Origin of the sequence: Mangrovitalea sediminis (assembly GCF_002514725.1) — a bacterium.
GTDB lineage: Bacteria > Pseudomonadota > Gammaproteobacteria > Pseudomonadales > Oleiphilaceae > Mangrovitalea > Mangrovitalea sediminis.
Genome location: NZ_NTLB01000001.1, coordinates 981,055 through 1,005,803, shown reverse-complemented (window position 1 = coordinate 1,005,803; position 24,749 = coordinate 981,055). Strand labels below are relative to the sequence as shown.

General features: G+C 60.4%; 23 protein-coding genes and 1 riboswitch. Of the genes, 14 read left to right on the top strand and 9 right to left on the bottom strand.

From position 1 onward, the window contains the following. Positions 1-3: 3 nt before the first annotated feature. Positions 4-1,224, bottom strand: a complete 1,221-nt coding sequence (locus CLR77_RS04730) for an efflux RND transporter periplasmic adaptor subunit (protein ID WP_097459402.1) — start codon at positions 1,222-1,224, stop codon at positions 4-6. A gap of 153 nt (positions 1,225-1,377) precedes the next feature. Here CLR77_RS04730 and CLR77_RS04725 point away from each other — a divergent pair, with 153 nt between their 5' ends. Next, positions 1,378-2,346, top strand: a complete 969-nt coding sequence (locus CLR77_RS04725) for a LysR family transcriptional regulator (RefSeq protein WP_097459401.1) — start codon at positions 1,378-1,380, stop codon at positions 2,344-2,346. 20 nt (positions 2,347-2,366) lie between these two features. Here the strand turns inward: CLR77_RS04725 and CLR77_RS04720 are convergent, their stop codons facing one another. Together CLR77_RS04720 and CLR77_RS04715 are read right to left on the bottom strand one after the other, a co-directional pair. Beyond that, on the bottom strand, positions 2,367-3,041 hold the full coding sequence (locus tag CLR77_RS04720; RefSeq protein ID WP_097459400.1) for a hypothetical protein: 675 nt from the start codon (positions 3,039-3,041) through the stop codon (positions 2,367-2,369). A gap of 74 nt (positions 3,042-3,115) precedes the next feature. After that, positions 3,116-4,000, bottom strand: coding sequence for a LysR substrate-binding domain-containing protein (locus CLR77_RS04715; RefSeq protein ID WP_097459399.1), 885 nt, complete (start codon positions 3,998-4,000; stop codon positions 3,116-3,118). Between the two features lie 141 nt (positions 4,001-4,141). Between CLR77_RS04715 and CLR77_RS04710 the strand changes: the two genes are divergently transcribed. Together CLR77_RS04710 and CLR77_RS04705 are read left to right on the top strand one after the other, a co-directional pair. Continuing rightward, a complete protein-coding gene (locus CLR77_RS04710; RefSeq protein WP_097459398.1) occupies positions 4,142-4,462 on the top strand; it encodes a carboxymuconolactone decarboxylase family protein in 321 nt (106 codons plus the stop codon). Positions 4,463-4,514: 52 nt separating this feature from the next. After that, a complete protein-coding gene (locus CLR77_RS04705; protein ID WP_097459397.1) occupies positions 4,515-4,904 on the top strand; it encodes a tautomerase family protein in 390 nt (129 codons plus the stop codon). Between the two features lie 36 nt (positions 4,905-4,940). Here the strand turns inward: CLR77_RS04705 and CLR77_RS04700 are convergent, their stop codons facing one another. The 3 genes from CLR77_RS04700 to CLR77_RS04690 form a co-directional block, all read right to left on the bottom strand. Further along, positions 4,941-5,870 carry an alpha/beta fold hydrolase gene (locus CLR77_RS04700; RefSeq protein ID WP_097459396.1) on the bottom strand — a complete coding sequence of 310 codons (930 nt, stop codon included), beginning with the start codon at positions 5,868-5,870 and terminating at the stop codon, positions 4,941-4,943. Between the two features lie 80 nt (positions 5,871-5,950). Next, positions 5,951-7,507 (bottom strand): DHA2 family efflux MFS transporter permease subunit, encoded by a 1,557-nt coding sequence (locus CLR77_RS04695; RefSeq protein ID WP_198962657.1) that lies wholly within the window; start codon positions 7,505-7,507, stop codon positions 5,951-5,953. Positions 7,508-7,519: 12 nt separating this feature from the next. After that, entirely contained in the window at positions 7,520-8,647 is a 1,128-nt protein-coding gene (locus CLR77_RS04690; RefSeq protein WP_097459395.1) for an HlyD family secretion protein, read from the bottom strand. Positions 8,648-8,764: 117 nt separating this feature from the next. Here CLR77_RS04690 and CLR77_RS04685 point away from each other — a divergent pair, with 117 nt between their 5' ends. Beyond that, positions 8,765-9,367 (top strand): TetR/AcrR family transcriptional regulator, encoded by a 603-nt coding sequence (locus CLR77_RS04685; protein WP_097459394.1) that lies wholly within the window; start codon positions 8,765-8,767, stop codon positions 9,365-9,367. Between the two features lie 300 nt (positions 9,368-9,667). On the opposite strand, the gene CLR77_RS04680 is transcribed toward CLR77_RS04685, so the two are convergent. Beyond that, the gene (locus tag CLR77_RS04680; RefSeq protein WP_227519804.1) at positions 9,668-10,591 is read right to left on the bottom strand and encodes an esterase/lipase family protein; all 924 of its coding nucleotides are present in this window, start codon (positions 10,589-10,591) and stop codon (positions 9,668-9,670) included. Positions 10,592-10,992: 401 nt separating this feature from the next. On the opposite strand from CLR77_RS04680, the gene CLR77_RS04675 reads away from it, so the two are divergent. The 4 genes from CLR77_RS04675 to lpoB are packed head-to-tail and all read left to right on the top strand — an operon-like array spanning position 10,993 to position 14,249. Beyond that, positions 10,993-11,760 carry a substrate-binding periplasmic protein gene (locus CLR77_RS04675; protein ID WP_143269360.1) on the top strand — a complete coding sequence of 256 codons (768 nt, stop codon included), beginning with the start codon at positions 10,993-10,995 and terminating at the stop codon, positions 11,758-11,760. After that, positions 11,757-13,235 carry a COG3014 family protein gene (locus CLR77_RS04670; protein WP_097459392.1) on the top strand — a complete coding sequence of 493 codons (1,479 nt, stop codon included), beginning with the start codon at positions 11,757-11,759 and terminating at the stop codon, positions 13,233-13,235. Before CLR77_RS04675 ends, CLR77_RS04670 begins: the two co-directional genes overlap by 4 nt. 25 nt (positions 13,236-13,260) lie before the next feature. Then, positions 13,261-13,647: a DUF1425 domain-containing protein gene (locus tag CLR77_RS04665; RefSeq protein WP_158227117.1), complete on the top strand. Its 387-nt coding sequence runs from the start codon at positions 13,261-13,263 to the stop codon at positions 13,645-13,647. Next, positions 13,644-14,249, top strand: coding sequence for a penicillin-binding protein activator LpoB (gene lpoB / locus CLR77_RS04660; RefSeq protein ID WP_097459390.1), 606 nt, complete (start codon positions 13,644-13,646; stop codon positions 14,247-14,249). Before CLR77_RS04665 ends, lpoB begins: the two co-directional genes overlap by 4 nt. On the opposite strand, the gene CLR77_RS04655 is transcribed toward lpoB, so the two are convergent. Together CLR77_RS04655 and CLR77_RS04650 are read right to left on the bottom strand one after the other, a co-directional pair. After that, entirely contained in the window at positions 14,227-15,039 is an 813-nt protein-coding gene (locus CLR77_RS04655; protein ID WP_097459389.1) for a DUF3047 domain-containing protein, read from the bottom strand. The genes lpoB and CLR77_RS04655 overlap by 23 nt on opposite strands. Before the next feature lie 23 nt (positions 15,040-15,062). Further along, the gene (locus CLR77_RS04650) at positions 15,063-16,262 is read right to left on the bottom strand and encodes an NAD(P)/FAD-dependent oxidoreductase (protein ID WP_097459388.1); all 1,200 of its coding nucleotides are present in this window, start codon (positions 16,260-16,262) and stop codon (positions 15,063-15,065) included. 453 nt (positions 16,263-16,715) lie between these two features. On the opposite strand from CLR77_RS04650, the gene CLR77_RS04645 reads away from it, so the two are divergent. From CLR77_RS04645 to CLR77_RS04620, 6 genes are all read left to right on the top strand, one after another. After that, positions 16,716-17,795: a porin gene (locus CLR77_RS04645; protein ID WP_097459387.1), complete on the top strand. Its 1,080-nt coding sequence runs from the start codon at positions 16,716-16,718 to the stop codon at positions 17,793-17,795. A 399-nt stretch (positions 17,796-18,194) separates the two neighbouring features. After that, positions 18,195-18,605 carry a hypothetical protein gene (locus CLR77_RS04640; RefSeq protein ID WP_097459386.1) on the top strand — a complete coding sequence of 137 codons (411 nt, stop codon included), beginning with the start codon at positions 18,195-18,197 and terminating at the stop codon, positions 18,603-18,605. 284 nt (positions 18,606-18,889) lie between these two features. Continuing rightward, the gene (locus CLR77_RS04635; RefSeq protein WP_097459385.1) at positions 18,890-20,323 is read left to right on the top strand and encodes a peptidoglycan DD-metalloendopeptidase family protein; all 1,434 of its coding nucleotides are present in this window, start codon (positions 18,890-18,892) and stop codon (positions 20,321-20,323) included. A 140-nt stretch (positions 20,324-20,463) separates the two neighbouring features. Then, positions 20,464-20,823, top strand: a complete 360-nt coding sequence (gene bamE, locus CLR77_RS04630) for an outer membrane protein assembly factor BamE domain-containing protein (protein ID WP_097459384.1) — start codon at positions 20,464-20,466, stop codon at positions 20,821-20,823. Between the two features lie 114 nt (positions 20,824-20,937). Beyond that, on the top strand, positions 20,938-21,525 hold the full coding sequence (locus CLR77_RS04625; RefSeq protein ID WP_097459383.1) for a cysteine hydrolase family protein: 588 nt from the start codon (positions 20,938-20,940) through the stop codon (positions 21,523-21,525). Positions 21,526-21,579: 54 nt separating this feature from the next. Beyond that, positions 21,580-21,781, top strand: a riboswitch (cobalamin riboswitch). A 130-nt stretch (positions 21,782-21,911) separates the two neighbouring features. Then, on the top strand, positions 21,912-24,728 hold the full coding sequence (locus CLR77_RS04620; protein WP_097459382.1) for a ribonucleoside-diphosphate reductase subunit alpha: 2,817 nt from the start codon (positions 21,912-21,914) through the stop codon (positions 24,726-24,728). Positions 24,729-24,749: the final 21 nt, after the last annotated feature.

Here is a 24,749-nt window from a genome sequence, read left to right as displayed (position 1 = left end):
GCCTCAGTGTTGTGCTTTCTGGGCGCTGGCATCGGCGAGCGTCGTGGGTCCGGCGGTGTCGGATGCGGCGAGCAGAGCGCGATTGTGTGACGAGAGGTTGGCCTGCATGGAGGACATCACCGCCTGGACGTGGACGCCGGGCTGAACGCGCTGCAATCCGTTGATGATGATGCGGTCGCCGGGCGACAGGCCTTTCTCGATGACACGCAATCCGTCATACAGCGGGCCGATATCGACACGCTTGTAGACGACGGCGTTCTGGTCGTTCACGGCGTAGACGAAACGATTGCTGAGATCGGTGCCGACGGCGCGATCGTCGATCAGGATGCGCGGACGCCGCGCGCCGCTGTGCAGGCGCACTCGGACATAGAGCCCGGGCGTGTAGAGACCCTCGCTGTTGCTCAGGACTGCGCGCATGCGCATGGTGCCGGAACGGCTTTGCAAGGCATTGTCGACGAAGTCGATACGCCCCTTGTGCGGGAAGCCGGATTCATCCGCCAGGCCGATTTCCACCTGACTGAGGGGGTGGCCCTGACGCTGCTGGCGGGCCAGCTCCAGATAGTGTTGTTCGTCGACATCGAAATCCGCATAGATGGGATCGACGGTGACGATACGGGTCAGGATGCTGCTGCTGGTGACCAGGTTGCCCGGCGTGACCAGGGCGCTGCTGATGCGGCCGGTGATCGGTGCCCTTACCTGGGTGAAGCTGAGGTTAAGGCGGGCGGATTCCAGGGCTGCACGGGTCGAGTCGACCTGGGCCTGGGCGGTGGCGGCGGCGGTCGTCATGCTGTCCGCCTCTTCTTTAGACAGGGCATGCCGTGCCAGCAGGCGCTGCCCCCGGGCCGCATTCTCCCTGGCCAGTTTCAATTGGGCCCTGGCCTGCGCCAGGTTGGCGTTGAGCCGGTCGACGTCGGCCTGGTAGGGCCTGGCATCGATTTGGTACAGGACATCGCCCTTGTGGACCAGGGAGCCTTCCTTGAAGTGGGCGGTTTCGACATAGCCGCTGACACGCGGGCGCAGGTCGATGGTATTGACGGCCTGCAGTTTGCCGGTGAATACGGCGATATCGTCTATGTTCCGGCTTATGACCGGAGCGACGGTGACCTCGGGCTGGTAAGGATGTTTACCGGCCTGAGGCTTGGAAGCGGCGGGACCGTCCAGGGAGAGGACAGCGACCGCTATAGCCGCCACGAGGGCGACGGTGATCAGCGCTTTTTTCTTCATGACTTATTCCGTTTCCGCTTTTCAATGAAGTGCAGCCGTCGGCGGAGGCTAACAGTTGCAATTGCGGAACATATGGGTTGCTTGCCATTCTAAAAACGGGGTTATAATCAATGCCCCTTTGAGTTTCAGTCACAAGTGATTTCCGGAGCCCCTATGGAAGACCTGTCCAGCATTTCCACTTTTGTCCGTGTGGTGGAGGCCAAGAGCTTCTCCGCGGCGGCGCGACAGCTGGATATGACGCCTTCCGGTGTCAGCCGGGCGATCTCCCGGCTGGAGGAGCAACTGGATACCCGGCTGTTCTTCCGCACCACGCGGCAGTTGAAAATGACGGACGAAGGTGCGCTGTTTTACGCCCGCTGCAAGGACATCCTGGCGGACCTCACGGAAGCGACGGAATCCCTCAGCCGGGCGCGCCGCAAACCCTCGGGCACCTTGCGTATCGCGGCGCCGACCTCTATCGGGCGCACGGCGCTGATTCCCAATCTGGCGGACTTCGAAGTCCGCTATCCCGATATTCGCCTGGAGCTGTCCCTGCGGGATTACGCCTTCGACCTGAACGAGGAACGTTTTGACTGCGCCATTCGTATTGGCGAGCTGGAGGATTCCAATCTCATCGCGCGCAAGATCGGTTATTTCAACAATGTGCTGTGCGCCTCTCCGGCCTATCTGAAGCGGTTCGGAACGCCTTCGAAGATCGATGACCTCATCGATCACCGCTGTATCAATTATGTCGACCCGGCGACCGGCCGCCCTTCCCAGTGGCAGTTCGACACGCCGGACGGCAGGGTGGCGCTGGATATCCAGGCCCACATGCTGATCAATGACAGCGAATCGGTGATTCAGGCCGCGGTGGCAGGACTGGGCATCATTCATGCGCCGCACTGTTTCGCGGCGCGGATGCTGGCGCAGGGATTACTGGAAATCGTGATGACGGAGACGGTGTTCGTCGGCTCGCCGCTGTGGCTGGTCTATCCGCAGCGCCGCCATCTCTCGGCGCGGGTACAGGCCTTTATCGAATGGGTGACCGACCTGTTTTCCGTGACCTGCGAGCCGGGGAAAAAACTGGCGATGCAGGCGCAGCAGATGCGTGAACAACAGAAAAGGGTGGCCGGAGCGCATTGACGGCGTTCCGGCGTGTCCGTTTATTGCGTGCCGGCACCCGGCGGGGTGGTCGGTATATCCACGACGTGCGCATTTTTGGGCAGGGTATAGAAACTGTCGGGCTTGTCGACCTTATGCAGGGACATCAGCACGAAGTCGTTGCCTTGCTTGAGCAGGCCGCCGTAGCCGGTTTTCCTGATTTCCCCCAGGATTTTCTTGGGGTCCATCGTCTGGTCGTCGCTCAGTGACTGACCCATCTTCAGCATCGCGCCCATGAAACCTTCGGTCAGCCGGGCAACATCCTTGTCGTCGGTGAGGACGACCGTGACGGTTTTGCCGTTGACTTCCATGGTATGCACCTTACCGCTGTAGCCCGCAACTTTCTCGGTACGGCCGGTGTTCTTCAGGGAAAACGACATCGGTTTTGCCTTCGGCTGGGCCTGATGGGTCTGCTTGCGGTATTTCTCCATCATTTCGCCCATTTTCTGGACGTCCATGGCCATCAGTTGGCCATTACGGTTGACCACGGTGTAGATCTTGTCGCCAGTGACCAGCATATAGGCGCTGCCGGGTGTCGACATGCGCAGGTGATGGGCATCCTGATAATCGACCGTCATCGTCGACTGGTTGCCTCCGACCTTGTAGGTCGCCTCCAGGTCGGCCAGGGCCATTGAGGGCAGGCTGAGTGCCAGCAGGAGCGGAACTATCCGTTTCATGTGGAGCTTCCTCGTCATGATGTCTTAAGCCATTCATGCACGAGGCTAGCACAGGTTGTGTGACGGGTAACCTGTTAAGCGCCGGCGTTCTGCGCCAGTTCATGCAGGCTTTGTTGCAGGATCGCCGCGAGCCGCCTGACTGCATCGGCAGGTTCGGCATCGGATTGGTGCAGCCTCAACTCGATAGGAGGAAGGGGCGGCAGATGCTCCAGCACCCGCAGGTGCCCGGGTACGGTGGCGCGAATACGAACCGTGACACCGAGGTCGGCGCCGACTGCCGCCCATATACCGCTCAAGCTGGGGCTGCTGAAGGCGATGCGCCAGGGACGGTTGGCGTTGTCGAGCGCTGTCAGCGCGATGCTGCGCATCAGGCAGGGCGCTTCGAACAGGGCCAGTGGCAGGGGATTCCCAGGGGTTTTTTCCTCTTCACTACGCTCGGTGCCGATCCAGCAAAGTGGCCAGTGCCCTAAAGACGCGCTGTGGGGTAATTGCTGTCCGCCGTCCCAGGCCAGGGCCAGATCCAGTTCGCCTGAACGGATACCCTCGATGAGCTCCGCGTTGCGTGCGATACGGGCCCGGACTTCGACCCGCGGATGGGCCCGCGTAAACAGGCCCAGCACCTGCGGCAGTATGCTTTCGCCGAAATCCTCCTGAATACCGATGCGTACCCCGCCACTCAAATCGGCGCCGCGGACCGCACTGGCTGCTTCGTCATTGAGGGCCAGCAGGCGGCGGGCGTAGCTCAGCATGATTTCGCCGGCCGGCGTGGGTTGCAGGCCGCGACCGGCCTTGCGCACGAGGGGTTCGCCAACCTGTTCTTCGAGTTTCTTGAGCTGGGCACTCACGGCCGAGGTGGAGCGGCCGATGCGGTCGGCGGCGCAGGCAAAACTGCCGAGTTCCAGCCCCAGCACGAAGCTGCGCAGCACATCGAGATCGAAGGTCAGCCGGTTTGTCGCCATAGTCCAGAATTTTGGGATTATTGGTTAAATTCTTTCTGATATTCGGGATTAATCTGTCAGGTTATCGTGCTCCTGTCAAAACAGAAACGTCTTCTGAAACCGAGACCGAAACGGTGAACGAAGCTAAACGGAGCGTGACGAATGAACGATAGAACCGAGACGATTCGACAAGCCATGATGAATCAGGCCCCCAAGCTGGCGGCGCTGACGAACGAGGTGTTGTTCGGGGATATCTGGGAGCGGGCCCAGTTATCGAAGCGGGAGCGGAGCCTGATCACGGTGGCCGCCCTGGTCTCGCTGTATCGCCTGGAGCAGTTGCCTTATCACCTGAAACTGGCCCTGGAAAACGGTCTGTCCCGTGAAGCAGTGGCGGAGGTCATGACCCACCTGGCGTTCTACGCAGGCTGGCCCAATGCGGTTTCAGCGCTGGCGTTGCTGAACGAGATTCCAGACCCGGTCTGAAGATACCGGTTTGTCCGGTCAACGGGCATGACTCGATAGGAGGTAAATCCAGATGCCTTTTACCCGCATTTCGCTGTGTAGCGGCAAATCCCCCACCTACCTCAACGCTGTCTCTGACAGCCTGCATCGAGCGCTGGTGGAAGCGTTCGACGTTCCTCCGGACGACCGCTTTCAGGTGATTCACCAACTGGCCCCGGAAGAGCTGGTGTTCGACCGCCACTATCTGGGTGGACCGCGCAGCGATGACTTTATCCTGTTTGCGGTAACGGCGGGTCGTAAACGGGATGCCCGGACCCGGGCAGCCTTCTACCAGCGCCTGGTGGCGTTGCTGGCGGAGGCGCCGGGTGTGCGACCGGAAGATGTGATGGTCGTGATCAATACGACGGAGGCTGATGAATGGTCCTTTGCCTCGGGGAGGGCGAATCAGGCGATGCCCTCCTAAGCCATCGGCGGATGCATCATGGCTATGCAGATAGGGTCACTCTGCGACGACGGCTTTCGGATGACGTTCGGTCAGGCTGCGGCGTGCGAGGCTGAAGAACATGGCCTGGAACTCCGGGTCCAGGGGGTACATGTGACCGTCGCCATGGCGGATATGCAGGCGGGAGTGAGGAAGGCGGGCGGCCTGGTGGCGGGCCAGTTCGACAGGAACGAAATGGTCGTCATCGCCCTGGAACAGTTCCACCGGAACCTGGATATCGCTCATGCGGAATCCCCAGTCGCCATGTTGGGTGTTCAGCTCGCGGGCGAGCTCACCAATGCCTGAACGCATGGCCTCGATCTGATCGCGCAGGAATTCGCTTTCCTGGTCGGCCCGGCTGAGGATGTCCCGGTCCCGCTGGCCGCAGGCCTTGAGGACTTCCTGATAGTAGAACCCCGGAACCAGGCGTGCGCACAGGACGAAAATCGCCAGTACGGCCTTGAACAGCAAGCCGCTCCACTGGGCAAGTTTGGGAAGGGGCCAGCCGGTCCGCAGCAGCATATCCCGGCCTTTCGGGAAGATGGCGAAATTGGTGTAACCGGACAGGGAGGCGACAAAGGTGACCCGCGAGGGGTGGCTGTAAGCTGTCGCCAGGGTAACCGGCCCACCGCTGGACCAGCCGAAAACACCAAAACGATGGATGTCCAGGGCGTCGGCAAGCCAGCCGATATCGCGGGCATCGTTGAGCAGGGAGCGATCCTTATCCGGCTGGGACAGGCCAATGCCCGGTCGGTCCGGCGTTATGATCCGGAAACCCCACTCCTTGGCCATTTCGTCGAAATAACGTCCTTCCAGGCGGCACCCTGGCACGCCGTGACAGAAGATCAATGGATAGCCTTCCGGGTCGCCATAGTCTGTATAGGCCAGATGACGACCGTCGGGCAACTTGACGAAATACGATGGGATCCAGCGCGCTTTATCGTGCATGGCTCGACATTAGGCAATCTTGATCGCCAGGTCCAGTGCGGTCAGATAAACGGCATGACCGCACTCAAGCCCGGACCTTGTCAGTGGGCGCCGGCGGGAGCGGCGATGTCGCCGTCGACCTTGAGCAGCCAGACCAGCGGAATCATGGCAAAGAACAGCAGCCCCAGGAGATGGAAGCCGGTGATATAGGACAGCAGGCTGGCTTGCTGTTCCAACTGTTGGGAGGCCATGGCGATCGCCCGTTCATGACTGCCCAGCATGCCCGTTAGCGTCTGTATATGCTGAGTCCAGGCCGGGTTGCCGGGATTGGTATGCGCAACCAGGGGGACCCGGTCGTGCGCGCTCAACCGGGCCAGCAGCGTGACCAGCAATGAAATGCCGACGCCGCCGCCGAGGTTACGCATGAAGGCGAGCATGGCGGAAGCCTGGTTGTTGGCTGATGCCGGCAGGCCGATATAGGCCACGGTGGATATCGGTATGAACAGGAAGGCAATACCAGCAGTCTGCCAGGCGCGCACCATCGCCAGTGTCGCCTGATCCACATTCAGGTTGAAGGTACCCATATGCCAAAGCGCAGTGCCGCCGATGATCAGGCCGAAGGTGATCAGAACACGGATATCCACCCTGGTGATCAGCTTACCGATGATCGGCATGAGCGCCATGATGGCAAAGCCACCCGGCGATATGACCAGGCCGGCATCGAGTGCGGTGTATCCCAGCAGCGACTGCATGAAGAGCGGCAGCATCGCCGTCGAGCCGAGCAGCACAAAGCCGAGCACGAACATCAGAACGTTGGACACAGCGTAATTCTTGTAGCGGAACAGGCGCAGGTCGACGATGGGGTTTTTCTGGTCGAAGGCGCGGACGATATAGGTCGACAGACATACCACGACGATAACCGCCAGGACACGAATCTGCGTCGATGCCCACCAGTCAGCCGTCTGGCCGCGATCCAGCAGCCACTGCAGGCTGCCGAGGCCGAGCGCGATCAGGGCGAAACCCAAGTAGTCGACCGGGCTGCCGTCATGGTTCGGCGGCTCATCCGGCACAAAGGCACGAATCAGCATGACCAGCGCGATGCCGACCGGCACATTGATCAGGAAAATCCAGTGCCAGCTGAACTGGTCAGTAATCCAGCCGCCCAACGTCGGTCCGATGGCCGGTGCCGCCACCACGGCGATACCGTACATGGCAAAGGCCATGGGCCGCTTCTCGGGCGGGAAGGCATCGGCCAGGATCGCCTGGGACACCGGTTGCAGGGCGCCGCCCGCCATACCCTGAATCGCGCGGAAGGCAATCAGCAGCTCCAGGTTGGGCGCCAGCCCGCAGGCGAGGGAGGCCAGGCTGAAGCCAATGATGCAGGCAATAAAAAAGCGGGTGCGTCCGAAATATTCCGACAGCCAGCCGGAGATGGGGAGCACCACGGCATTGGTGACCAGATAGGAGGTCAGTATCCAGGTAGCCTGGTCGGGGCTGGCCGCCAGGCTGCCGGAGATATTCTGCAGCGACACGTTGGCGATAGAGATGTCCAGCACTTCCATGAAGGCGGCCAGCGCCACCATGGGTGCAATCAGCCACGGATTGATGCTGCGTTTGGCGCGGGGAAGGACGGCTCCCCCGGCGGCTGCCTCAGCCATGCCCGTGCTCCGTTAGTGCGGTTTGCCGCTGTTCAGGTAGACCGTCGGTACGACCGACATCCCCGGCCACAGCTGCATGTCGTCGGGCACCTTGTCGAGCGTAATGCGCACGGGAATCCGCTGCACCACCTTGACGAAGTTGCCGGTGGCATTCTCCGGTGGCAGCAGGCTGAAGCGGGCACCCGTACCCGGCTGGAAGGACTGGACCTGGCCTTCGAGTGTCTGGCCGGGGTAGGCATCGACCTTGATCTTCACCTTGTCGCCGACGTGCATGCCGCCGATATCGGTTTCCTTGTAGTTGGCCGTTACCCAGGGTTTGCCTGCGACTTCGATGACCAGCGTGGTGTCGGGTCCGACCATGCTGCCGACCTTGGTTTCCACTTCGCTGATGTGGCCGTCGACGGGGGCGGTGATCGTCGTCCACTGCAAGTTCAGTTGGGCTTGATCGACGGCGGCGTTGGCTTCCTTGAGGGCGCCCTGCGCCTGCTCGATCGACGCTCCCAGGACTGCCAGCTGTTTGCGATCGGCGTCGACAGTGGCCAAGTTGGCCTTGGCTTCGCCGACCTGACGCTGTGCCACCAGAATGGCGGCCTGCGTGGTGTTGAGGTCTGCGCTGAGGGTGCGCAACTGGGTCTTGGCATCATCGACGGTCTGCGCAGAGACCTGTCTGCGCACGGCCAGTTTCTCGTAGCGGGTCAGGTTGCGTTGCGCCTGCTCTATGCGAGCCTGGGTTGCGACCAGACTGTTCTTCTGTTGGGTGACCTGTGCCTGGGCGACCGCGACACCGGCCTCGGCATCCTGCTGACGGGCTTCCAGGCTGGCTTTGTACGCCTCCAGGTTGGCCTGGGCACGTCTGACTTCTGCTGAGGCGCTGGCAGCCTTGGCCTGGGCGCTTTCCAGGGCAACCTTGAACGGCGCCGGATCGATCTGGAACAGGACGTCGCCGCTATGCACCGCCTGGTTATCCGTGACCTTGACGGCAATCAGGGGGCCGCTGACCTGGGGCTTGAGATAGGTAACATTGCGCTCGATGAACGCATCGTCAGTGCTCTGTTTGCCGGCGCTCAACCACCAGAGGATGATGGCGATCACCGCAATCACTGCGAAACCGATAAAAAGTCGCTTCAGACGTGGAGACATGTCACTTATCCCATCCTGCGGGGCTAATGGCAAAGAAGGCGAATTTTCGATAAGCTAAAAAACTGAACCGTTCAGTTTAGTTTTGCGATTGTACAAGTAAAAAGCGACGGCAGACAAATGTCACTGGACCCCCAGCGTACCGAAAAGATATTACAGGCGGCGGCCTCGGTGTTTTGCGAGGTCGGCTACAGTCGCGCGTCGATGGACCGGATCGCCAGGCAGGCCGATGTCTCCAAGGCCACGCTCTATAACCATTTCCCCGGCAAGTCCGCCCTGTTCCGGACGGCCGTACAACGGGCCAGCGAGGCGCTGGTGGAGAACCTCGATCAGGTCGAGCTGAGCGGTCTCGCGTTACCCGAAGCGCTCGAATGCCTCGGGCGTTGCTATCTGGCCTTTTTGCTGGATGAGAAGCGCCTTGCAGTCATTCGTGCCGTGGTGGCAGAGAGCCAGAATGATCCGGAACTGGGCCGTATCTTTCATGAGGTGGGGCCGACCATCGCGCAGCGAGCGGTTGCCCGCTTGCTGCGGAGGCGTGTCGAGGCCGGTGAACTTTCAGTGCGCAGTGTCGACGAGGCCGCACGGGATTTCCTGGCGCTGTTGCGAGGAGACCTGTTCTGGCGCGCGCTATTGCGGGTTAACGTGCAGGATGTCGATCGGACTCACTACCTGCGTCAGGTTGTGACCCAGTTTCTTGAAGGTTGCCGGCATCCGCATCCCTAGGCTGCCTGAGCGTTCTCGATGCTGCGCTCAGCAACTTCCCCAAGCCGCCCACGCCGGCATAGGTGCCGACGGCGACCAGGTCGTGGGTTCGTTTAACGCTCTCCGAAACGGGCTTTATCAGCGGGACTTCCCGTAGTATCCGAAAGCTTTCCTCCGCGATGGCCAGATGTGCCCGTTCGACGCGCTTTGTCCCCTGGTACAGACCCTGGCCCAGCATTTCCGTCACGCCGAGCCACCATGCCCGTGTCGGTGCCCGGAGGCGTTGCGCGGGCTTTTGGGTGTTTTCGGTTTCTGTCGGTGTCATGACAGCCAGTCCCTGATTTGCAGATAGACATCCGAATGGTGTGCCAGCCGGATATGGCCGACGCCGTGAAATTCGCGGGTACCGGCCAACTGCCAGCCCGGCTCGTTCTGGCCCTGGGCACTGCCGGGCCTGACCAGGGCGTCGCCCAGGACTGTTGTCAGCGGGTGACCTGGCCGGTGGCCGAGAGCGCCGATGCCCGCGAAATGCCGGATGCCTGCCAACAGGGGCAGGCGTTCGTCTGGCCGCTCCGCGATATCGCCATGTGTCAGGTTGCGGATCCCCTGACTGCGCAGGTCAATGAGTTCGCCGATCACCTTGAGGTAATCGCGGGGCATGGCCTGGAGCAGGGCTGCGCTTCCGTGCGCCAGCTTGGCAACGGGCGATCCCTGATGGGGCGAGCCCAGATAAATGCAGTCACTGACCCGGCGGACCCAGGAAGCCCCGTCATGGTCCGCCTGGTGGCAGGCGCTGCGGATCACCAGTCCGCCCATACTGTGGCCGACCAGTACCAGGCGTTCCAGCGGCACCGGCCAATGCCGGATGAGCATTCCGAGGAGATCGTTCAGCCGGCGGCCGTTGTCGGCGATGGCCAGCCCCGTGTTATAGCGCAGGTAAAGGGCAGAGAAATCACGCTCTTCTGCCAGCAGGCTGCCGTAGTCGACGCCGGGTTGGCGGGGATAGCGCCAGATGGTATCCAGCTCGGTCAGGCCGTGTATAAAGAGGGCAAGTTGTGGGCGGGCATCCGGCAGGGCTGTCTGGATCGATGCCCTGTCCGGCAGCAGCGCACCGGTTTGGGTGCGAAGCTGCATGGGAATCGCCAGTGGACTGTGTTGTGCTTCCAGCCAGTCGCCGATGAAGCCGCTGGCGACAGCGGATATCTGGGCCTGCCAGCCGCGAAGATCCTGCTCGGACGTTGTCACGCTGCACACTCCCGCATGAAATCGGTGGACGTTATCAAGGGCTAGTCGTCAGTCTAAGGGCGCGTTACGCCATCCCCATTGGCAGCATCGCGGCATTCGGGTGTCACCCCGATCAATCAATCCCCTCGCCTCTGCCGGCCAGGTGACAGCCGGTGACGATGCTATCCATCAAGATTTCGCAGAGACATATTCGGGGCAACTAGTTCAGGTTGCGACTTTAGGTGGCAGCCTCAGGTGACTACTCTAGGTAGCCAGGTCTGAGGCGTCAGTCGAACCCACTGCGCTGGATCGACGTATCCGTAAGGTTTTTTATAAAGACGACTATCGTTGCTGTTGATCCTGTTGTTTGTTCCTGCCTGCTAATCTTGTTGAACTGTTGTTCATGATTCGGTGGTTAAGACGTGAGAGTACAACACACTACAGTCCGACGCGTATTCTTTTCCCGGCGTACCCTTCCAGCGCTGCTGGGAATACTGATCCTGTCGCTACCCCTGATGGGGGCGGCGGAACAGCGTCTGCAGGTGGGGTATCTGAACTTTCCACCGTACGAATATTCCGATCACGGTCGCCCGCGCGGCCCCTTGATCGATATTCTGCGCAAAGTGGCTGACGAAGCCGGCTTGCGACTGGAGTTTCGTCTGCTGAAACCCCAGCAGCTGTACCGCTATCTTCGGGATGGCACCGTTGATGTCTGGCCCGGCCTGACCGGCGTGCCGGATCTTGAGAATCACATCTATCAGAGCCGCCATACCCTGATGCATCTGCGTTTGTCGGCCGACGCTGTGGCGCCGACGGCACCGGTAGATTCCCTGGACGACCTCAGCGGTCGCCGGCTGATCTATATCGAAGGATATACCTACGGTGGACTCGGGCGCATGTTGCGGCAGCGCGCCAGGCACAACACCATCATCCTCGCGTCGACCCAGCAGGCAGCCTTACAGATGCTGGCCAAGGGGCAAGCGGATTACCTGATCGACTACCAACGCCCGGTGGAGACGGCCCTGCGGAGTATGACGATCACCGGCCTGCGGGCCTCCCCCCTGAGCGAGCGCAATGCCGCCTTTATCGTTTCGCGGAAAATCCCCCACGCCTGGGATCTGATGGAAAAACTTGATCGGGCGTATTCGGCGCTGTTGCAGAAAGGGGTCATTAAACCGGAGAATCAGTGACCTTCGGCTGTTTTAAGGACCGCGAACCCATTGTGACTGCGGGCAACCCTTTTTCCCGTTTTGGGCGACGTCTTGCGCTGCTCGTCATCTGTCTGTCGTTCGGCGGCTGCGCGATCCAACAGCAAAGCCGTCAGGCGTCGTTCGACGGTGCTTATGTCGGTGGCGATTATCAGCAGGCCGCGAAGCTGGCGTCAGGCTATGGCGGCAATAATACCGCCAAGGGCGAGAGTGGGAGCCTGCTGTGGTCGTTGCAACAGGCGACGGCGCTGCAGAATGCCGGTGACTATGCCGGCAGCATCCGCCAGTTCGATGCGACAGAGGCCTGGTTCAAGCGGTTCGACCTGGAAGCGGACTATCAGCAGTGGCTTAATCAGGTCGGTGCGGTACTGAGCAACGATGCGGCCCTGGATTATCGGGGCACCGTTTACGACGCCATTATGGTGAATACCTATAAGGCCCTGGACTTCCTGGCCTTGGGCAACGACGACGATGCCCGGGTTGAGCTGAACCGCGCCCGCGATCGGCAGCGCCGTGCGGGGGATTTCTTTGCCAAGGAAATCCAGGCGGAGCAGTCCGCCCTCTACGACAAGGAAAACAGCACCGAAAACGTGGACGTCGGCGGCGCGGTGCTGCGTGCCCAGCAACTGGTGGCCAACCAGGACAACTACCTGGATGCCTGGCGGCTCTATCCCGATTTCATCAACCCCTTCGCAACCTGGCTGGACGGTCTCTTCCTGATGACGGTGGGCCCGGCTCCGGGCGACCTCAACCAGGCGGCGGATGCGCTCAAGGCGACGGCGGGAATGGTGCCGAAAAATGCGGTGGTGCGGCAGGATCATGACTGGGCCGAGCAACTGGCCAGCGGCACCCTGAGCCGTTCCCAGTTGCCGGATACGGTTTGGGTGCTGTTCGAAAATGGGCTGGGGCCGGTCAAGCGGCAGGTGCAGGTGGGGCTGCCCATAGTCATTGGTGACCGGCACGGCTATACCGCCTGGGCGGGGTTCGCCTATCCCAAGCTGGTCTATCGCCGGAAGGCTGCTCAGGCGTTACGGGTTTCCCTGGGCGCGGATGACTGGCAGGACACCACGGTGTTATCGAATATGGACGCCGTGGTCAGCACCGAATTTGCCAAGCGCCTGCCCGGCGTGGTGACGCGGGCGGTGATATCGTCGATTACGAAGGCGGTGTTGGAATATCAACTGAGTCGCAAGGCCGGACCCTTGGCTGGGCTGCTCGGATTCGCCTATCAGGTCACCACCTTGGGTGCGGATACACGTATATGGAGCAGCTTGCCAAAGAGCATCGAGCTGGCCAAACTGGAGCGCAATGGCGCCAACCGGCTGCAACTGAGCTGGAGCGGTGGCCCACCCACCACGGTGCAACTGCCTGCCAGTCATTTTGTCCTGGTGTGGGTCCGGTTGCCGGAAGCGGCAGCAAAGCCCGCGATTACGGTGATTCCGCTAGGGTCACATTGAGCCGATGTTACGAAGGAGAGACTGTATGGCGAAGGTATTTCGTCGCACCCGTTGGCTACTGATCATTGCCGCGGCCTTGACCCTGGGGGCCTGTGCCACGCTTCCGCCGCCCAGTATCCAGCTGGACCCCTCGCTGAACGGATACGTGACCATCAAGAGCATACACAAGTCGGTCAGCCCGTCGGGACTCCTGCAAGTGGAAGTCACCGGCAAGAACACCAGCGATCAGCCGCTTTACATGTACTACCAGTTCGACTGGCTGGACAAGAACGGCCAGGCCGTACCTTCCCTGCTGGCCGCCAAGACACGGGTAACGGCGGATCGCAATCGCTGGTTCACCATCCGTGGCGTGGCGCCCTCACCGGCCGTGACCGATTTCAGACTTTACCTGGATGAGAGAGACAAACCATGAAACGCTTTGCTGTCGTTACCTTTCTGGGCCTGCTGATGCTGGCGGGTTGTGCCCAGCGTAATGTCATCGTCGATCAGGCTACCGACCAGGGCGAAACACCGCTGGCCTTGGATTACCGCGATTTCGAACATGCGGCGATGAGCGCGGTGCAGTCGATGCTCAGTTCCGGCACACTCGACAAGCCGGGCGGCGGCCGTTATGTCATGGCGATTTCCCGAGTGACCAACGACACCATGCAGCGGATCGACACCGATCAGCTGATCAAGAAAATCCGCATTGCGCTGTTGCAGAGCGGCAAGGTCGTAACCACTTCAGCCATCTCTGCGAACGGCTCGACGGATGCCATGATCAATCAGGTGCGCAAGGAACGGGTGTCTCCGGAGTTCAAGTCGAGCACCAAGATCGGGGAAGGGCAATTGATCACACCGGACCTCAGCCTGTCGGGCAAGATTATCCAACGCAATATGCGGGAGAACAGCAGCACCCAGCAGGTGGAGTACTACTTCCAGCTGACGCTGACCAACCTGCGCAATGGTCTGGCGATCTGGGAAGGCGAGACGCCCATCATCAAGCGGGGCTCTACCGACTCGGTTGCCTGGTAATCGCTACAGGAGACGACGTTGCGGCGCCGTCTCCTTTCCTATCCCCGTCTGCTGTCGTTTCCAGTCGTATATCTCCATACCAGGCTGTCGCCGTCCCGCCCGTATTGTCGCTGTCGCTCATGATGGCGATGCCCGTGATGGCTGGCGGCGGGTAGCCGAAGGCCTTCTCGTAATCCGCCACCAGGTCCCTCGTCTCACTGACCCAATGGCCGGCGAGCCGGTCGCCGGACTCCACGGCGATCATCTGCGTCTGGGCCGTGTAGGCGTTGGCGATGAGGTCACCCTTGGGAAGTCGGTTGGCCCAGATATAGTTCAATGCCGAGCCGGGCAGGGTGCCACCGTAGAGCAAGGTCGCGGTTTTGCGTTTGAGCTTTTGCCAGAAGGTCGCCCGTTGCGGTTGATAGGCGAAGGTGACATAGATCCGAGCCGGATAGTCGTCGCCGTCGCGATGTCGGGCATCGCCCCTGGCAAAGGTGTTGCTGATTTTCCAGCGCCAGTGAATCAGGACGTGCCTGCCGGGCTCCAGGCGAAGGGGGTAAATCAGGCCGGAAGCGCTGTCCTGCGTATGGGCCTCCACGACCTGTTGGCCATGATCCGTCACGAGGCGGTATGTCGTGTGACGGTCGATATGCGGGAAATGCAGCGGTTGCCAACCGCTGCCGTTCAACGTCGTGAGCTGCGAAAAGGAAGTGGGCCGATTCTCTGCGGCCCAGGCCGACACAACGACGCACAGAAACAGTGCGCCGGCTAGCCAGCGCCGACGATATCGGCTGTCGGCAGGAGGGGGCATCTGCCTCTCGGTAGAGGGCTCGCTCACAACGGCGGTGTTTCCGGCAGCGCCGCGCCGCGCTGCCGATCGAAGGCACCGCCGAATAACTTGACCGCCGCCAGCAGCACCCCGCGCGTAATCGGGTGGTAGCGCTTGGCGCGCGAAAATCGCGACAGCAGCCAAAACTGTGGCCAGAAATACAGGTTGTGGCGCAACCGGTATCCCTGTAGCGCCCGAGCCAGTGCGGTGCCTGCAACGGGTGCTTCGGTGGGGTGACGATGGAGGGCCCGATGGGTGCTGTTGACCAACTGTGTGGCTGAGATCATTGCCCAGCTGCAACCGATCCCTGCCAGCGGATCGATCGCCAATGCCGCGTCGCCCACCAGGGCCAGGCCGGGCAGGGTGGGGCGCCGATATACCGAAGGGGCTTTACGCATACCCATCAATTCGCCGACCCGTTCGCCCTCGCCTAGGGGTGGCCCATTGTCCAGATCCGCAACGAACTGCTGATACCGGGCTTCGGCCTGCCCCTGCCATTCGTGGAACTGTTTCTCCGGAACATAACAACTGACCAGGGTCAGGTCGTTGTTTTGGGGAAATGCGGCAACGTAGGCCTGCCCTTCACCGACCAGCCAGACCTGGGTGTTGTTGTCCGGATAGCGCGGTAGGTGGCGGTAGTAGGCGTAATAACTGAAGCGTTCGTTCGCCTGGGTCACGGTGGGCACGCCAGCCAGTTTGGCGATGCTCGAATGACGGCCGTCGGCCGCCACGGTCAGCGTTGCGTGGATGTCCTGCGGTTCGGCCTCGTCGTCCTGCATGGTGAAGCCGATGACTTCCTGCTTCTCGGTCAACAATTGGGTGACCTTGTAGCCCGCATACAGATCAATCATCGGGTGCCTTGCCGCGCGCTCGCGCAGTAATGGGTCCAGCAGCGCCCGGCGGATGTTGATGCCGCGCGCAGTGCCGGGGTGAGGGACGTTGAAGGCCCCCCAACGGGTACGCAGCCGCATGGTGGAATGCACTCCCCCCGTCTCCAGCACCTCGCGGTATAGACCGAGTTTTTTCAGCACCGGTACCGCCGAGGGTTGAAGAAAGTGTGTGCAAAGGCGCTTGTACGCCCCCCTCTCCCGCTGCTTTTCAATGAGTGCCACCCGCAGCCCTTTCTGTGCGTAGAGCAGGGCTGTCGTCGATCCGGCAATACCCGCACCGACAATGGCAACGTCGTAGGGTGTTGTGACTTTCATGATGGGGTCCCGAGTAGCTCTTTGATATCGGTTATTAGGGGTTATTTGGGATATCTGTTCTCAGTCTACTTGCTGTGACCAGAACAAAATGGAAACGGTATCGCAGTCTGCCGAATCCGGCGCCGCGTCAATGTGGGCATGCTGCTCTGTCTGGTGACAGTCCTTTGGCCAAAAAATTCCTCAGTCACACACTGCCCTATGTGTCTCGTCGGTTTCTCTCCGTCTGGCGCGCGCCGCACTAAAACGGGAACCGGCACGCTCGCATTGCACAAAAGCGGGGCGTCGTCTGATGTGTTTTGTAGCGTGGGTATTCAGTATGGATTGTCCATTTTTGCATTTTAAAAACAATGTATTAGGTAAATTTGGCGGCATTGGCTTGATAGTTGCTTTTGCCGAAGTTGAAGGGCGGAATGCCCCATAACTAGAAACCAATAGATGACCCGGAGACGATACATGCGCATGCAAAAGAACCTGCTTTCTCTGGCTGTGGCTTCCAGCCTTTGTGCCATGAGTTACTCAGTCAGTGCAGCTGATCTCAAGCCGACGCTATATGGCGACTTGGCGCTGGCGGCGACCTACACCACGAAATCAACGTCCAGCGGTAATGCCAGCGCCTCGTTAAGTGACAACCTGTCGCTGCTCGGTGTTAAAGGGGACGCCGCGGTGCTTGGCGATGCAAAATTCTTCTACGACTTTAATGCCGCCTTTGATATGACCGCGGGTGGTAGCAAGCCGTCCACTCACCTGGGCATGATCGGTGTCGACAGTCCCTACGGTACGGTTTCCGCAGGTCGCGATCACGGTTTGTATAATGATCTGGTCGATGGCAGCATCTACCAGACCAACTGGTTCTTTGCGCCGGGTATGTCCGCGCAGTACGTGGATAAGGCGATCAAATACGTTTCGCCCAGTCTGGGCGGTCTGAAGGTCGGTGTACAGGCTTTTGATATCGGCAAGGACAGCACGACCGGCAAGACGCACAACAACTATGTTGCCGCAGTTAACTACGCTGTGGACGGCTTGACGCTGGGGGCCGGTTACACGAGCTATGCCGATTACTCGGACAACGGTAAGTTTACGGCGGCTTCCGATCAGAACCAGTTTGCTGAGGCTACGAACACCTACTCGGGTGAAGTACTCAAGCATAAGGCGGGTGTGAGCGTGGGCTACACCATGGGCAAAATGGGCCTTGTGTTGGCCGACACCATGTTTAAACCGGCTGATACCGGCGCACAGAACACGAAGAGCATCAATACCGTTATGGTGACCGGCTCCTACGCCGTCACCGAGATGGTTAGCCTGGTGGCGAACGTCTCCAGCACCAGCCAAAGTGACGATGGCGTCAATGGCAAGAAGGAAGGGAACATTGTCACGTTGATGGCGTCTTACGTGCCTGCCGATAATCTGTATTTCTCGGTTGAACTGCAAAACGCCAGCAAGAAGGCTAACGCAAGCGGGCTCACTGGCACCCTGTCCAGCGGCGGTGACAAGAGCACCACGGGCGTTGCCCTGGGTGCGACCTATAACTTCTGATGAGATGTCTGTCTTCCAGGGGCGTTCAGGAACGCCCCTGACTAACAAGAGCTATCGCGGTATCGATCCGGATTTATGTCGTCATGGTTAGGCGGTGAGCAGTGCTTCTTGGGGTAAAGGCCTTGATATCGATGTCCTTGAACTCTCTGCCACCACCGGGCTGTTCCTCAGGTATAGACCTCGGTGCAGCCATGCCAGTCTAGGCTGGCCGTCGGGCGTTGGGGCCTCCGGCGGCTGGTCATTTTATTCCCTTTCGTCTTCCCATCAGGCACCAATGCGGTTCCCTTGATGCCGGTCAAGAGTGCTCCTTCCCGCTCGCGCTAACGTGATTTTCTGGGGCCGTGCCATGCCTTCCAAGAGGCCGGTGCACGGTAATGCGTAAGCGTGGGGGAATGGATCATGTCGAGCAAAGCGGGTGTATGGATCGATCATCGTAAAGCGGTGGTGGTGACGCTGGGCGAGGACAAGGAAACGGTTCAGACGCTCCTGTCCGAGGCTGAAAAGCCGTCGCGGTCGTCAGGAGGATCACATCAGGCTGAACCGTTCGGGCATCAGGACGTGGTGGCAGGGGATCGACGCGATCACGTCTATCGTCAGCAGTTGGAACGATTTTACGCGCAAGTGGCGGACTGCCTGAAAACGGCGGATGCCTATTATATTTTTGGCGCTGGCGAAGCCCACAAGGAATTTCACCATTACCTGCGGGATCAGGCGAAACTGGGGGATCGAGTCCGGGAGGTGTCGGCGGCCGATAAGTTGAGCGACCAGGACATCGTTGCCGAGGTGCGCCGGTATTTTCACCGGTCGTGACGAACCCTGAACTGGCTGATTTGGGGCCGTGCGGGCGGGTTTAGGCGGCCCGCCGGTGCTCTGCGCCGGGGAGATTTAATCTGACAAATTTGTTGCAAGCTGCTATAAAACGAAGCGGCAACTGTTTGTTTAGAGAGAAGCTTTCCGTCTGTCGGTGACGATCGCTCCAGCTCAACAAAGGGACGGAGACAAAACAGGAAAGTTTCGGCCTTGTCATGGTGAAATGACAGGGCTTTTTGTTTTTACTAAAATTTATTTATTATTCAAAGGTTAGGAATTATTGCATGCGTCTGCCACAGAGCTATTTGCATCGATTGCGACGCCGACATCTTGCCACACTTGTCGGCGTCGTCGTTTTGGTGACAGCGGTCGTGGAATTCTACTCTTCCAAGCCGCAGGCGATGCCTGTTTCCCATACTATCGTCCTCGCGCCCTCCCAGGCACCCGTCGCGTCGCAAGTGGCGCTGACGTCAAAGCCGGCGACCGACACTGCTACCTCGGGCCAGCAGACCGCGTCTCAGGAACCGCAGGATTTCGATTTCCAAACCGACGACGAGCTGCCGCTTCCTAAGCCGACCGGTGCCCACAACACGGCGCCGACGCTCGATTGGAGCAGCTACACCGTTCAGGGCGGGGACAGTTTTTCCGCCATCCTCAGCAGCTGGTCCCAGCCTTACACCGTCGCTCAAGAAATCCTGAAGGCCGCGCCCTCTGCGGATCTGGTGGAAAAACTGAATCCGGGTGACGAACTGGATTACAAGATCGATGGCAGTGGTGATCTCGTGGCTTTGCGTATTCGTGACGGCCTGAGGGTGAACTACATCTTCACGCGCCAGACCGATGGGCAGTATCACTACGAGAAGATTGAAAAACCGGTTGAACGCTATCAGGAATATTTTGCCGGTACAGTGGATGGCACCCTGGGCGCTTCGGCCCGCAAAGCCGGCCTTGGGTCCAAGGTTATTGCGCAGTGCATCCATATTCTCGGTAACCGCATTGATTTTGCCCGTGACGTTCGTAAGGGCGATACCTTTACGGTGGTTGTCGAGCGTGATTGGCTGGGCGACACGCCGACACAGGATGTGCGCATCCTTTTGGTCGAATATCACGGTAAGCGGAAGCAGGTCGTCGCCATGCGCGCTGACGACGGGCACTACTACACGCCCACAGGCAACAGCCTGGAGCTGGCGTTCATGCGCTATCCCTTCTATCACCATTACCGTTTGACCTCGCCCTTCAACCTGCATCGCCTGAACCCTGTCACGCACCGGTATGCGCCTCATTACGGGACGGATTTCGGGATGCCGGTCGGCTCCCATATCTATGCGCCGGCGGACGGTGTCGTCGTTAAAACCGGGCACCAGCGGTATGCCGGTAACTATGTGGCCGTGCAGCATGGGCGCTACTTTATGACCCGCTACTTCCACCTCTCCAAAATCCTGGTACACCGGGGCGAAAAGGTGAAAATGGGACAGATCCTGGCGCTGTCGGGCAATACCGGACGTACCACCGGCCCACACCTGCATTACGAATTGCTCTATCAGGGACATCCGGTCAACGCCATGACCGCCTCCCTGCCGCGCCACCGCCAGCTCCGGGGAACCGCCCTGGCCAAGTTCGAAGCCAATGCCAAGGTCCTGCTGGCCGAGGCGCACCAGAACTCCACACAGTTGCTGGCATCAAACAGTCACGGTTATATCCGTCAGCGAATCCAGTAAACTGGTGTGACCCCCTGAGGCGATGCAGAGACATCGCCTCAGTCTCCAGCCTTGTCCCCATCGGCGTTTGAAGCCACATCCGGCGGCTAAGGGGCGTGCGATCTCATTAGCCGTCGTCCACTGCAACGGGAGGGAATCACATGTCTTGGCTATTTCCAGCGTTTAACACCCTACGCGGGTACCGGTTGCCGGCTGCTCTCACGGCCCTGCTGCTTCTGGGCGGTTGTGCCACGGTAGGGCACGATTTCCCCGTCAGTGAGGTAACGCAGATTCATCTGGGCCAGACCACCCAGGCGCAGATCCGCCAGATGTTCGGTAACCCCTGGCGTGTCGGCGTTGAGAATGGCAAGCGCACCTGGACCTACGGCCTATATCATTATTCGGCGTTTGGTCAGCCCTCCACCAAGGATCTGGTCGTACGTTTCAACGACCACAACATCGTCGCGTATTACTCGTTCAACACGACCGCTCACACGGCTGACGGTCGCCCGCAGGAATAGCGTTACCGGGCGCCGTCGTCCGCTGTTCACCGTTTCCCGGTGGCGAGGCATCGGCTGCCGCGCCACCGCCATGCCTTTGGGTCCAGAAAACCAACGCTACGAGGAGGGCGGGTCATGCCTGTTGCCATCGATTGTAAGAACGCGCGCACTGCTGTCCTGGTTATGGACTATCAGAACGGCATTTTGGCGAGCTACCCCGAGCCAGAGCGGGCGCGGTTGCTAAACGACGCCCAGCCGCTGCTGGGCGCTGCCCGCCAGGCTGGTCTGCCGGTTATCTATATCCGGGTCGCCTTTCGACCAGGCTATCCGGAGGTTAGCGACCGCAATAAGCTGTTCAGCGGTATCCGCAGCGCCGGTGCGCTGCAGGAGGGGACCGACTCCGCCGAGTTGTGTGAGGCAGTTGCACCCAAAACCGGGGATGTGGTGATCACCAAGCGCCGGGTCGGGGCCTTTTCCACGACTGACCTCAAAGCCGTATTGGATGCCCGGGACATTGACCAGTTGATCCTGTTCGGCGTTTCCACCAGTGGCGTTGTCCTGTCCACGGTACGCTGGGCGGCGGATGCGGATTACAAAATGATTGTGGTGCCCGACCTGTGCCTGGATCGCGATGAGGAGGTGCATCGGGTGCTGGTTGAGCGCGTGTTCCCGCGGCAGGCGGAGGTGGTGTCCCGGGACGCGGTGCTGGACGCCTTGCGTTGATCGCTTGAACTTGGGTGCTAAACGGCTATATAGTGCTCCTGTCTCTGGTATGGCACGATATGTAGTGTTTTTGATTGATCGACACGACGCGTGCCATGTCAACAGGGAATCCGGTGAGAATCCGGAACTGACGCGCAGCGGTATTGGGGAACGAAACCGGCATGGACACTGAAGCTTAACGCTTCGGGAAGTCGCCGGGAGTAGGCGGAACGAATTGCCCCTGAGTCCGAAGACCTGCCAGGGACGTGTCCTTTCCATTGGGGAAGCGACACGACTGCGCCTTCGCGTTTGAGGCGGACAGCGAATCAGGCCGGTCTGCCCTTCGTTTTCCTGCCTGTCCAGCTGTTCCTGAACGTGAAGGATTTCAACGCGTTCAGGAGAGAGTCATGTCCGTATCCGCAACCCTATCCGAAGCCGGTCCATCCGACGGTGCTGCTTCCGATCCCTTTCCGTCTCTGCGCGTTATCAAGCGCAATGGACAACTTGCCGCTTTCGATGCGGGCAAGATCCGCGATGCCATGCAGCGGGCCTTTCTCGCCGTTGAAGGGGGGGCAGGAGCCGAATCTTCCCGTATCCAGGCTCAGGTCCGACAATTGACGGCCAATATCGTCGACGCTTTCCTGCGGCGTTTGCCGGCCAACAGCACGGTACATATCGAGTCGATCCAGGATCAGGTGGAATTGGCGCTGATGCGCGCCGGCGCCCATCGCGTCGCTCGTGCTTATGTGCTCTATCGTGAAGACCATGCCCGGCGGCGGGCCGAGCGCGATCCCCGCGAAGCCCATCCGAGCCTGACCGTCACCCTGGCCAACGGCAAGCGCCATCCGTTGGATCTGGGACGTCTGCGCACGCTCATTGCCGAGGCCTGCGAAGGTCTTCACGATGTGGACGGTCCCGGTCTCCTTGAGGAGACCCTGCGCAACCTCTATGACGGCATGCCGGAATCGGATGTCAGTACCGCCCTGGTGATTACCGCCCGCGCCCGTATCGAGAAGGCGCCGGATTATGGCCAGGTGACCGCCCGCCTCCTGCTCGATAGCCTGCGTGGCGAAGCGCTGCGGTGTCTGGGACTGGGGTTTCAGGCGACGGCCTGTGAGATGGCGATGCTCTACCCCCAGGCCCTCGCTGCCGCCGTCCGGTTCGGCTGCGAAAAGGACCTGCTCGATCCGCGGCTGGAGGCCTTCGACCTGGAACGTCTCGGACGGGCGTTGCGCCCGGAACGGGATGGCCAGTTCGCCTTCCTGGGACTGCAAACCCTTTACGACCGCTACTTCCTGCACCACGAAGGCCTGCGTTTCGAACTGCCTCAGGTCTTCTTCATGCGTGTGGCCATGGGGCTGGCGCTGAATGAACCTGAGCGGGAAGACCGGGCCATCGCCTTCTACGAGCTGCTCTCATCCTTCGACTATATGGCATCGACGCCGACCCTGTTCAACAGCGGCACAACCCACTCCCAGTTGTCGTCCTGCTACCTGACCACCGTGCCCGACGATCTGGGCGGCATCTACGGCGCGTTGCGCGACAACGCCCTGTTGTCCAAGTGGGCAGGCGGCCTGGGTAACGACTGGACCCCGGTGCGCTCCCTGGGCGCGGCCATCAAGGGAACCAACGGCAAGTCCCAGGGCGTGGTGCCCTTCCTCAAGGTGGTCAACGACACGGCCGTGGCGGTCAATCAGGGTGGCAAGCGTAAGGGCGCGGTCTGTGCCTATCTGGAAACCTGGCACCTGGATATCGAGGAGTTCCTCGAGCTGCGCAAGAATACCGGCGACGATCGGCGCCGCACCCACGACATGAATACGGCGCACTGGATTCCGGACCTGTTTATGGAGCGGGTGTTCGATGACGGCAACTGGACGCTGTTTTCGCCCAGCGATGTGAGCGACCTGCACGATCTCTATGGCACTGCTTTCCGTACCCGTTACGAGCACTATGAAGCCCAGGCCGACAGTGGCGCCATCAAGCTGTACAAGCGCGTCAAGGCAGGTGATCTCTGGCGGCGCATGCTGTCCATGCTGTTCGAGACCGGCCATCCCTGGCTGACCTTCAAGGACCCCTGCAACCTGCGATCGCCCCAGCAGCATGTCGGTGTCGTGCATTCCTCCAATCTCTGTACCGAGATCACCCTCAATACCAGCGTCGACGAGATCGCGGTCTGTAACCTGGGGTCGGTGAATCTGGCGAACCACCTGCACAACGGTGCCCTGGACACCGAGCATCTCGCCCGCACGGTGAGCCTGGCGGTGCGGATGCTGGATAACGTCATCGACATCAACTTCTATGCGGTACCCCAGGCGCGCAATGCCAATCTGCGGCACCGACCGGTGGGGCTCGGTCTGATGGGCTTCCAGGACGCCCTGCAGGCCTTGGGTATGGCCTATGCCAGCCCGCAGGCGGTCGACTTCGCCGACAGTGTGATGGAGCAGATCAGCTACCATGCGATCCGCGCGTCCGCGTTGCTGGCCAGGGAGCGTGGCGCCTATGAAAGCTACGCCGGTTCTCTCTGGGATCAGGGCGTCCTGCCCATCGATTCCATCCGCCTGCTACAGGAGGCCCGCCCGGAGGGTTATCTGGAACTGGATACCTCGGCGAAACTGGATTGGCTGCCGGTCCGGGAGCTGGTGCGTGAACATGGTATGCGTAACTCCAATGTCATGGCGATCGCGCCGACGGCCACCATCGCCAATATCGTCGGCGTATCGGCCTCCATCGAACCGACCTTCCGCAACCTGTATGTGAAATCCAACCTTTCCGGCGAGTTCACGGTCATCAACCCGCTGCTGGTCGATGCCCTCAAGGCCCGGGGCCTCTGGGATGAGGTCATGGTCAACGACCTCAAGTATCACAACGGCAGCGTTCAGCCCATCGCCCGTATCCCGGACGACCTCAAGGCGCTGTTTGCGACGGCCTTCGAGATCGAGCCGCGCTGGTTGGTGGAAGCTGCCGCCCGGCGCCAGAAGTGGCTGGATCAGGCGCAGTCCCTGAACCTTTACATCGCCGAGCCGGATGGCCGCAAGCTGGACGTCACCTACCGCATGGCCTGGCTGCGTGGCCTCAAGACGACCTATTACCTGCGCAGTCAGGGCGCCACCACGGCTGAGAAATCGACGTTACACGATGGCGCGCTGAATGCGGTGAAGGCCACACCCGAGCCGGAGCTGAAGCTGTGCGCATTGGACGATCCCGGTTGTGAAGCCTGCCAGTAACTGGATACAGAGAGGATTTTG

Coding starts and splice junctions, on each gene's coding strand:
- CLR77_RS04635 (WP_097459385.1), top strand. CDS start 18,890: ATGCGTCTGCCACAGAGCTATTTGCATCGATTGCGACGCCGACATCTT.
- CLR77_RS04700 (WP_097459396.1), bottom strand. CDS start 5,870: ATGCACGATAAAGCGCGCTGGATCCCATCGTATTTCGTCAAGTTGCCC.
- CLR77_RS04690 (WP_097459395.1), bottom strand. CDS start 8,647: ATGTCTCCACGTCTGAAGCGACTTTTTATCGGTTTCGCAGTGATTGCG.
- bamE (WP_097459384.1), top strand. CDS start 20,464: ATGTCTTGGCTATTTCCAGCGTTTAACACCCTACGCGGGTACCGGTTG.
- CLR77_RS04640 (WP_097459386.1), top strand. CDS start 18,195: ATGTCGAGCAAAGCGGGTGTATGGATCGATCATCGTAAAGCGGTGGTG.
- CLR77_RS04655 (WP_097459389.1), bottom strand. CDS start 15,039: ATGCCCCCTCCTGCCGACAGCCGATATCGTCGGCGCTGGCTAGCCGGC.
- CLR77_RS04650 (WP_097459388.1), bottom strand. CDS start 16,262: ATGAAAGTCACAACACCCTACGACGTTGCCATTGTCGGTGCGGGTATT.
- CLR77_RS04620 (WP_097459382.1), top strand. CDS start 21,912: ATGTCCGTATCCGCAACCCTATCCGAAGCCGGTCCATCCGACGGTGCT.
- CLR77_RS04625 (WP_097459383.1), top strand. CDS start 20,938: ATGCCTGTTGCCATCGATTGTAAGAACGCGCGCACTGCTGTCCTGGTT.
- CLR77_RS04685 (WP_097459394.1), top strand. CDS start 8,765: ATGTCACTGGACCCCCAGCGTACCGAAAAGATATTACAGGCGGCGGCC.
- CLR77_RS04720 (WP_097459400.1), bottom strand. CDS start 3,041: ATGAAACGGATAGTTCCGCTCCTGCTGGCACTCAGCCTGCCCTCAATG.
- CLR77_RS04710 (WP_097459398.1), top strand. CDS start 4,142: ATGAACGATAGAACCGAGACGATTCGACAAGCCATGATGAATCAGGCC.
- CLR77_RS04730 (WP_097459402.1), bottom strand. CDS start 1,224: ATGAAGAAAAAAGCGCTGATCACCGTCGCCCTCGTGGCGGCTATAGCG.
- CLR77_RS04705 (WP_097459397.1), top strand. CDS start 4,515: ATGCCTTTTACCCGCATTTCGCTGTGTAGCGGCAAATCCCCCACCTAC.
- CLR77_RS04645 (WP_097459387.1), top strand. CDS start 16,716: ATGCGCATGCAAAAGAACCTGCTTTCTCTGGCTGTGGCTTCCAGCCTT.
- CLR77_RS04665 (WP_158227117.1), top strand. CDS start 13,261: ATGGCGAAGGTATTTCGTCGCACCCGTTGGCTACTGATCATTGCCGCG.
- CLR77_RS04725 (WP_097459401.1), top strand. CDS start 1,378: ATGGAAGACCTGTCCAGCATTTCCACTTTTGTCCGTGTGGTGGAGGCC.
- CLR77_RS04715 (WP_097459399.1), bottom strand. CDS start 4,000: ATGGCGACAAACCGGCTGACCTTCGATCTCGATGTGCTGCGCAGCTTC.
- lpoB (WP_097459390.1), top strand. CDS start 13,644: ATGAAACGCTTTGCTGTCGTTACCTTTCTGGGCCTGCTGATGCTGGCG.
- CLR77_RS04695 (WP_198962657.1), bottom strand. CDS start 7,507: ATGGCTGAGGCAGCCGCCGGGGGAGCCGTCCTTCCCCGCGCCAAACGC.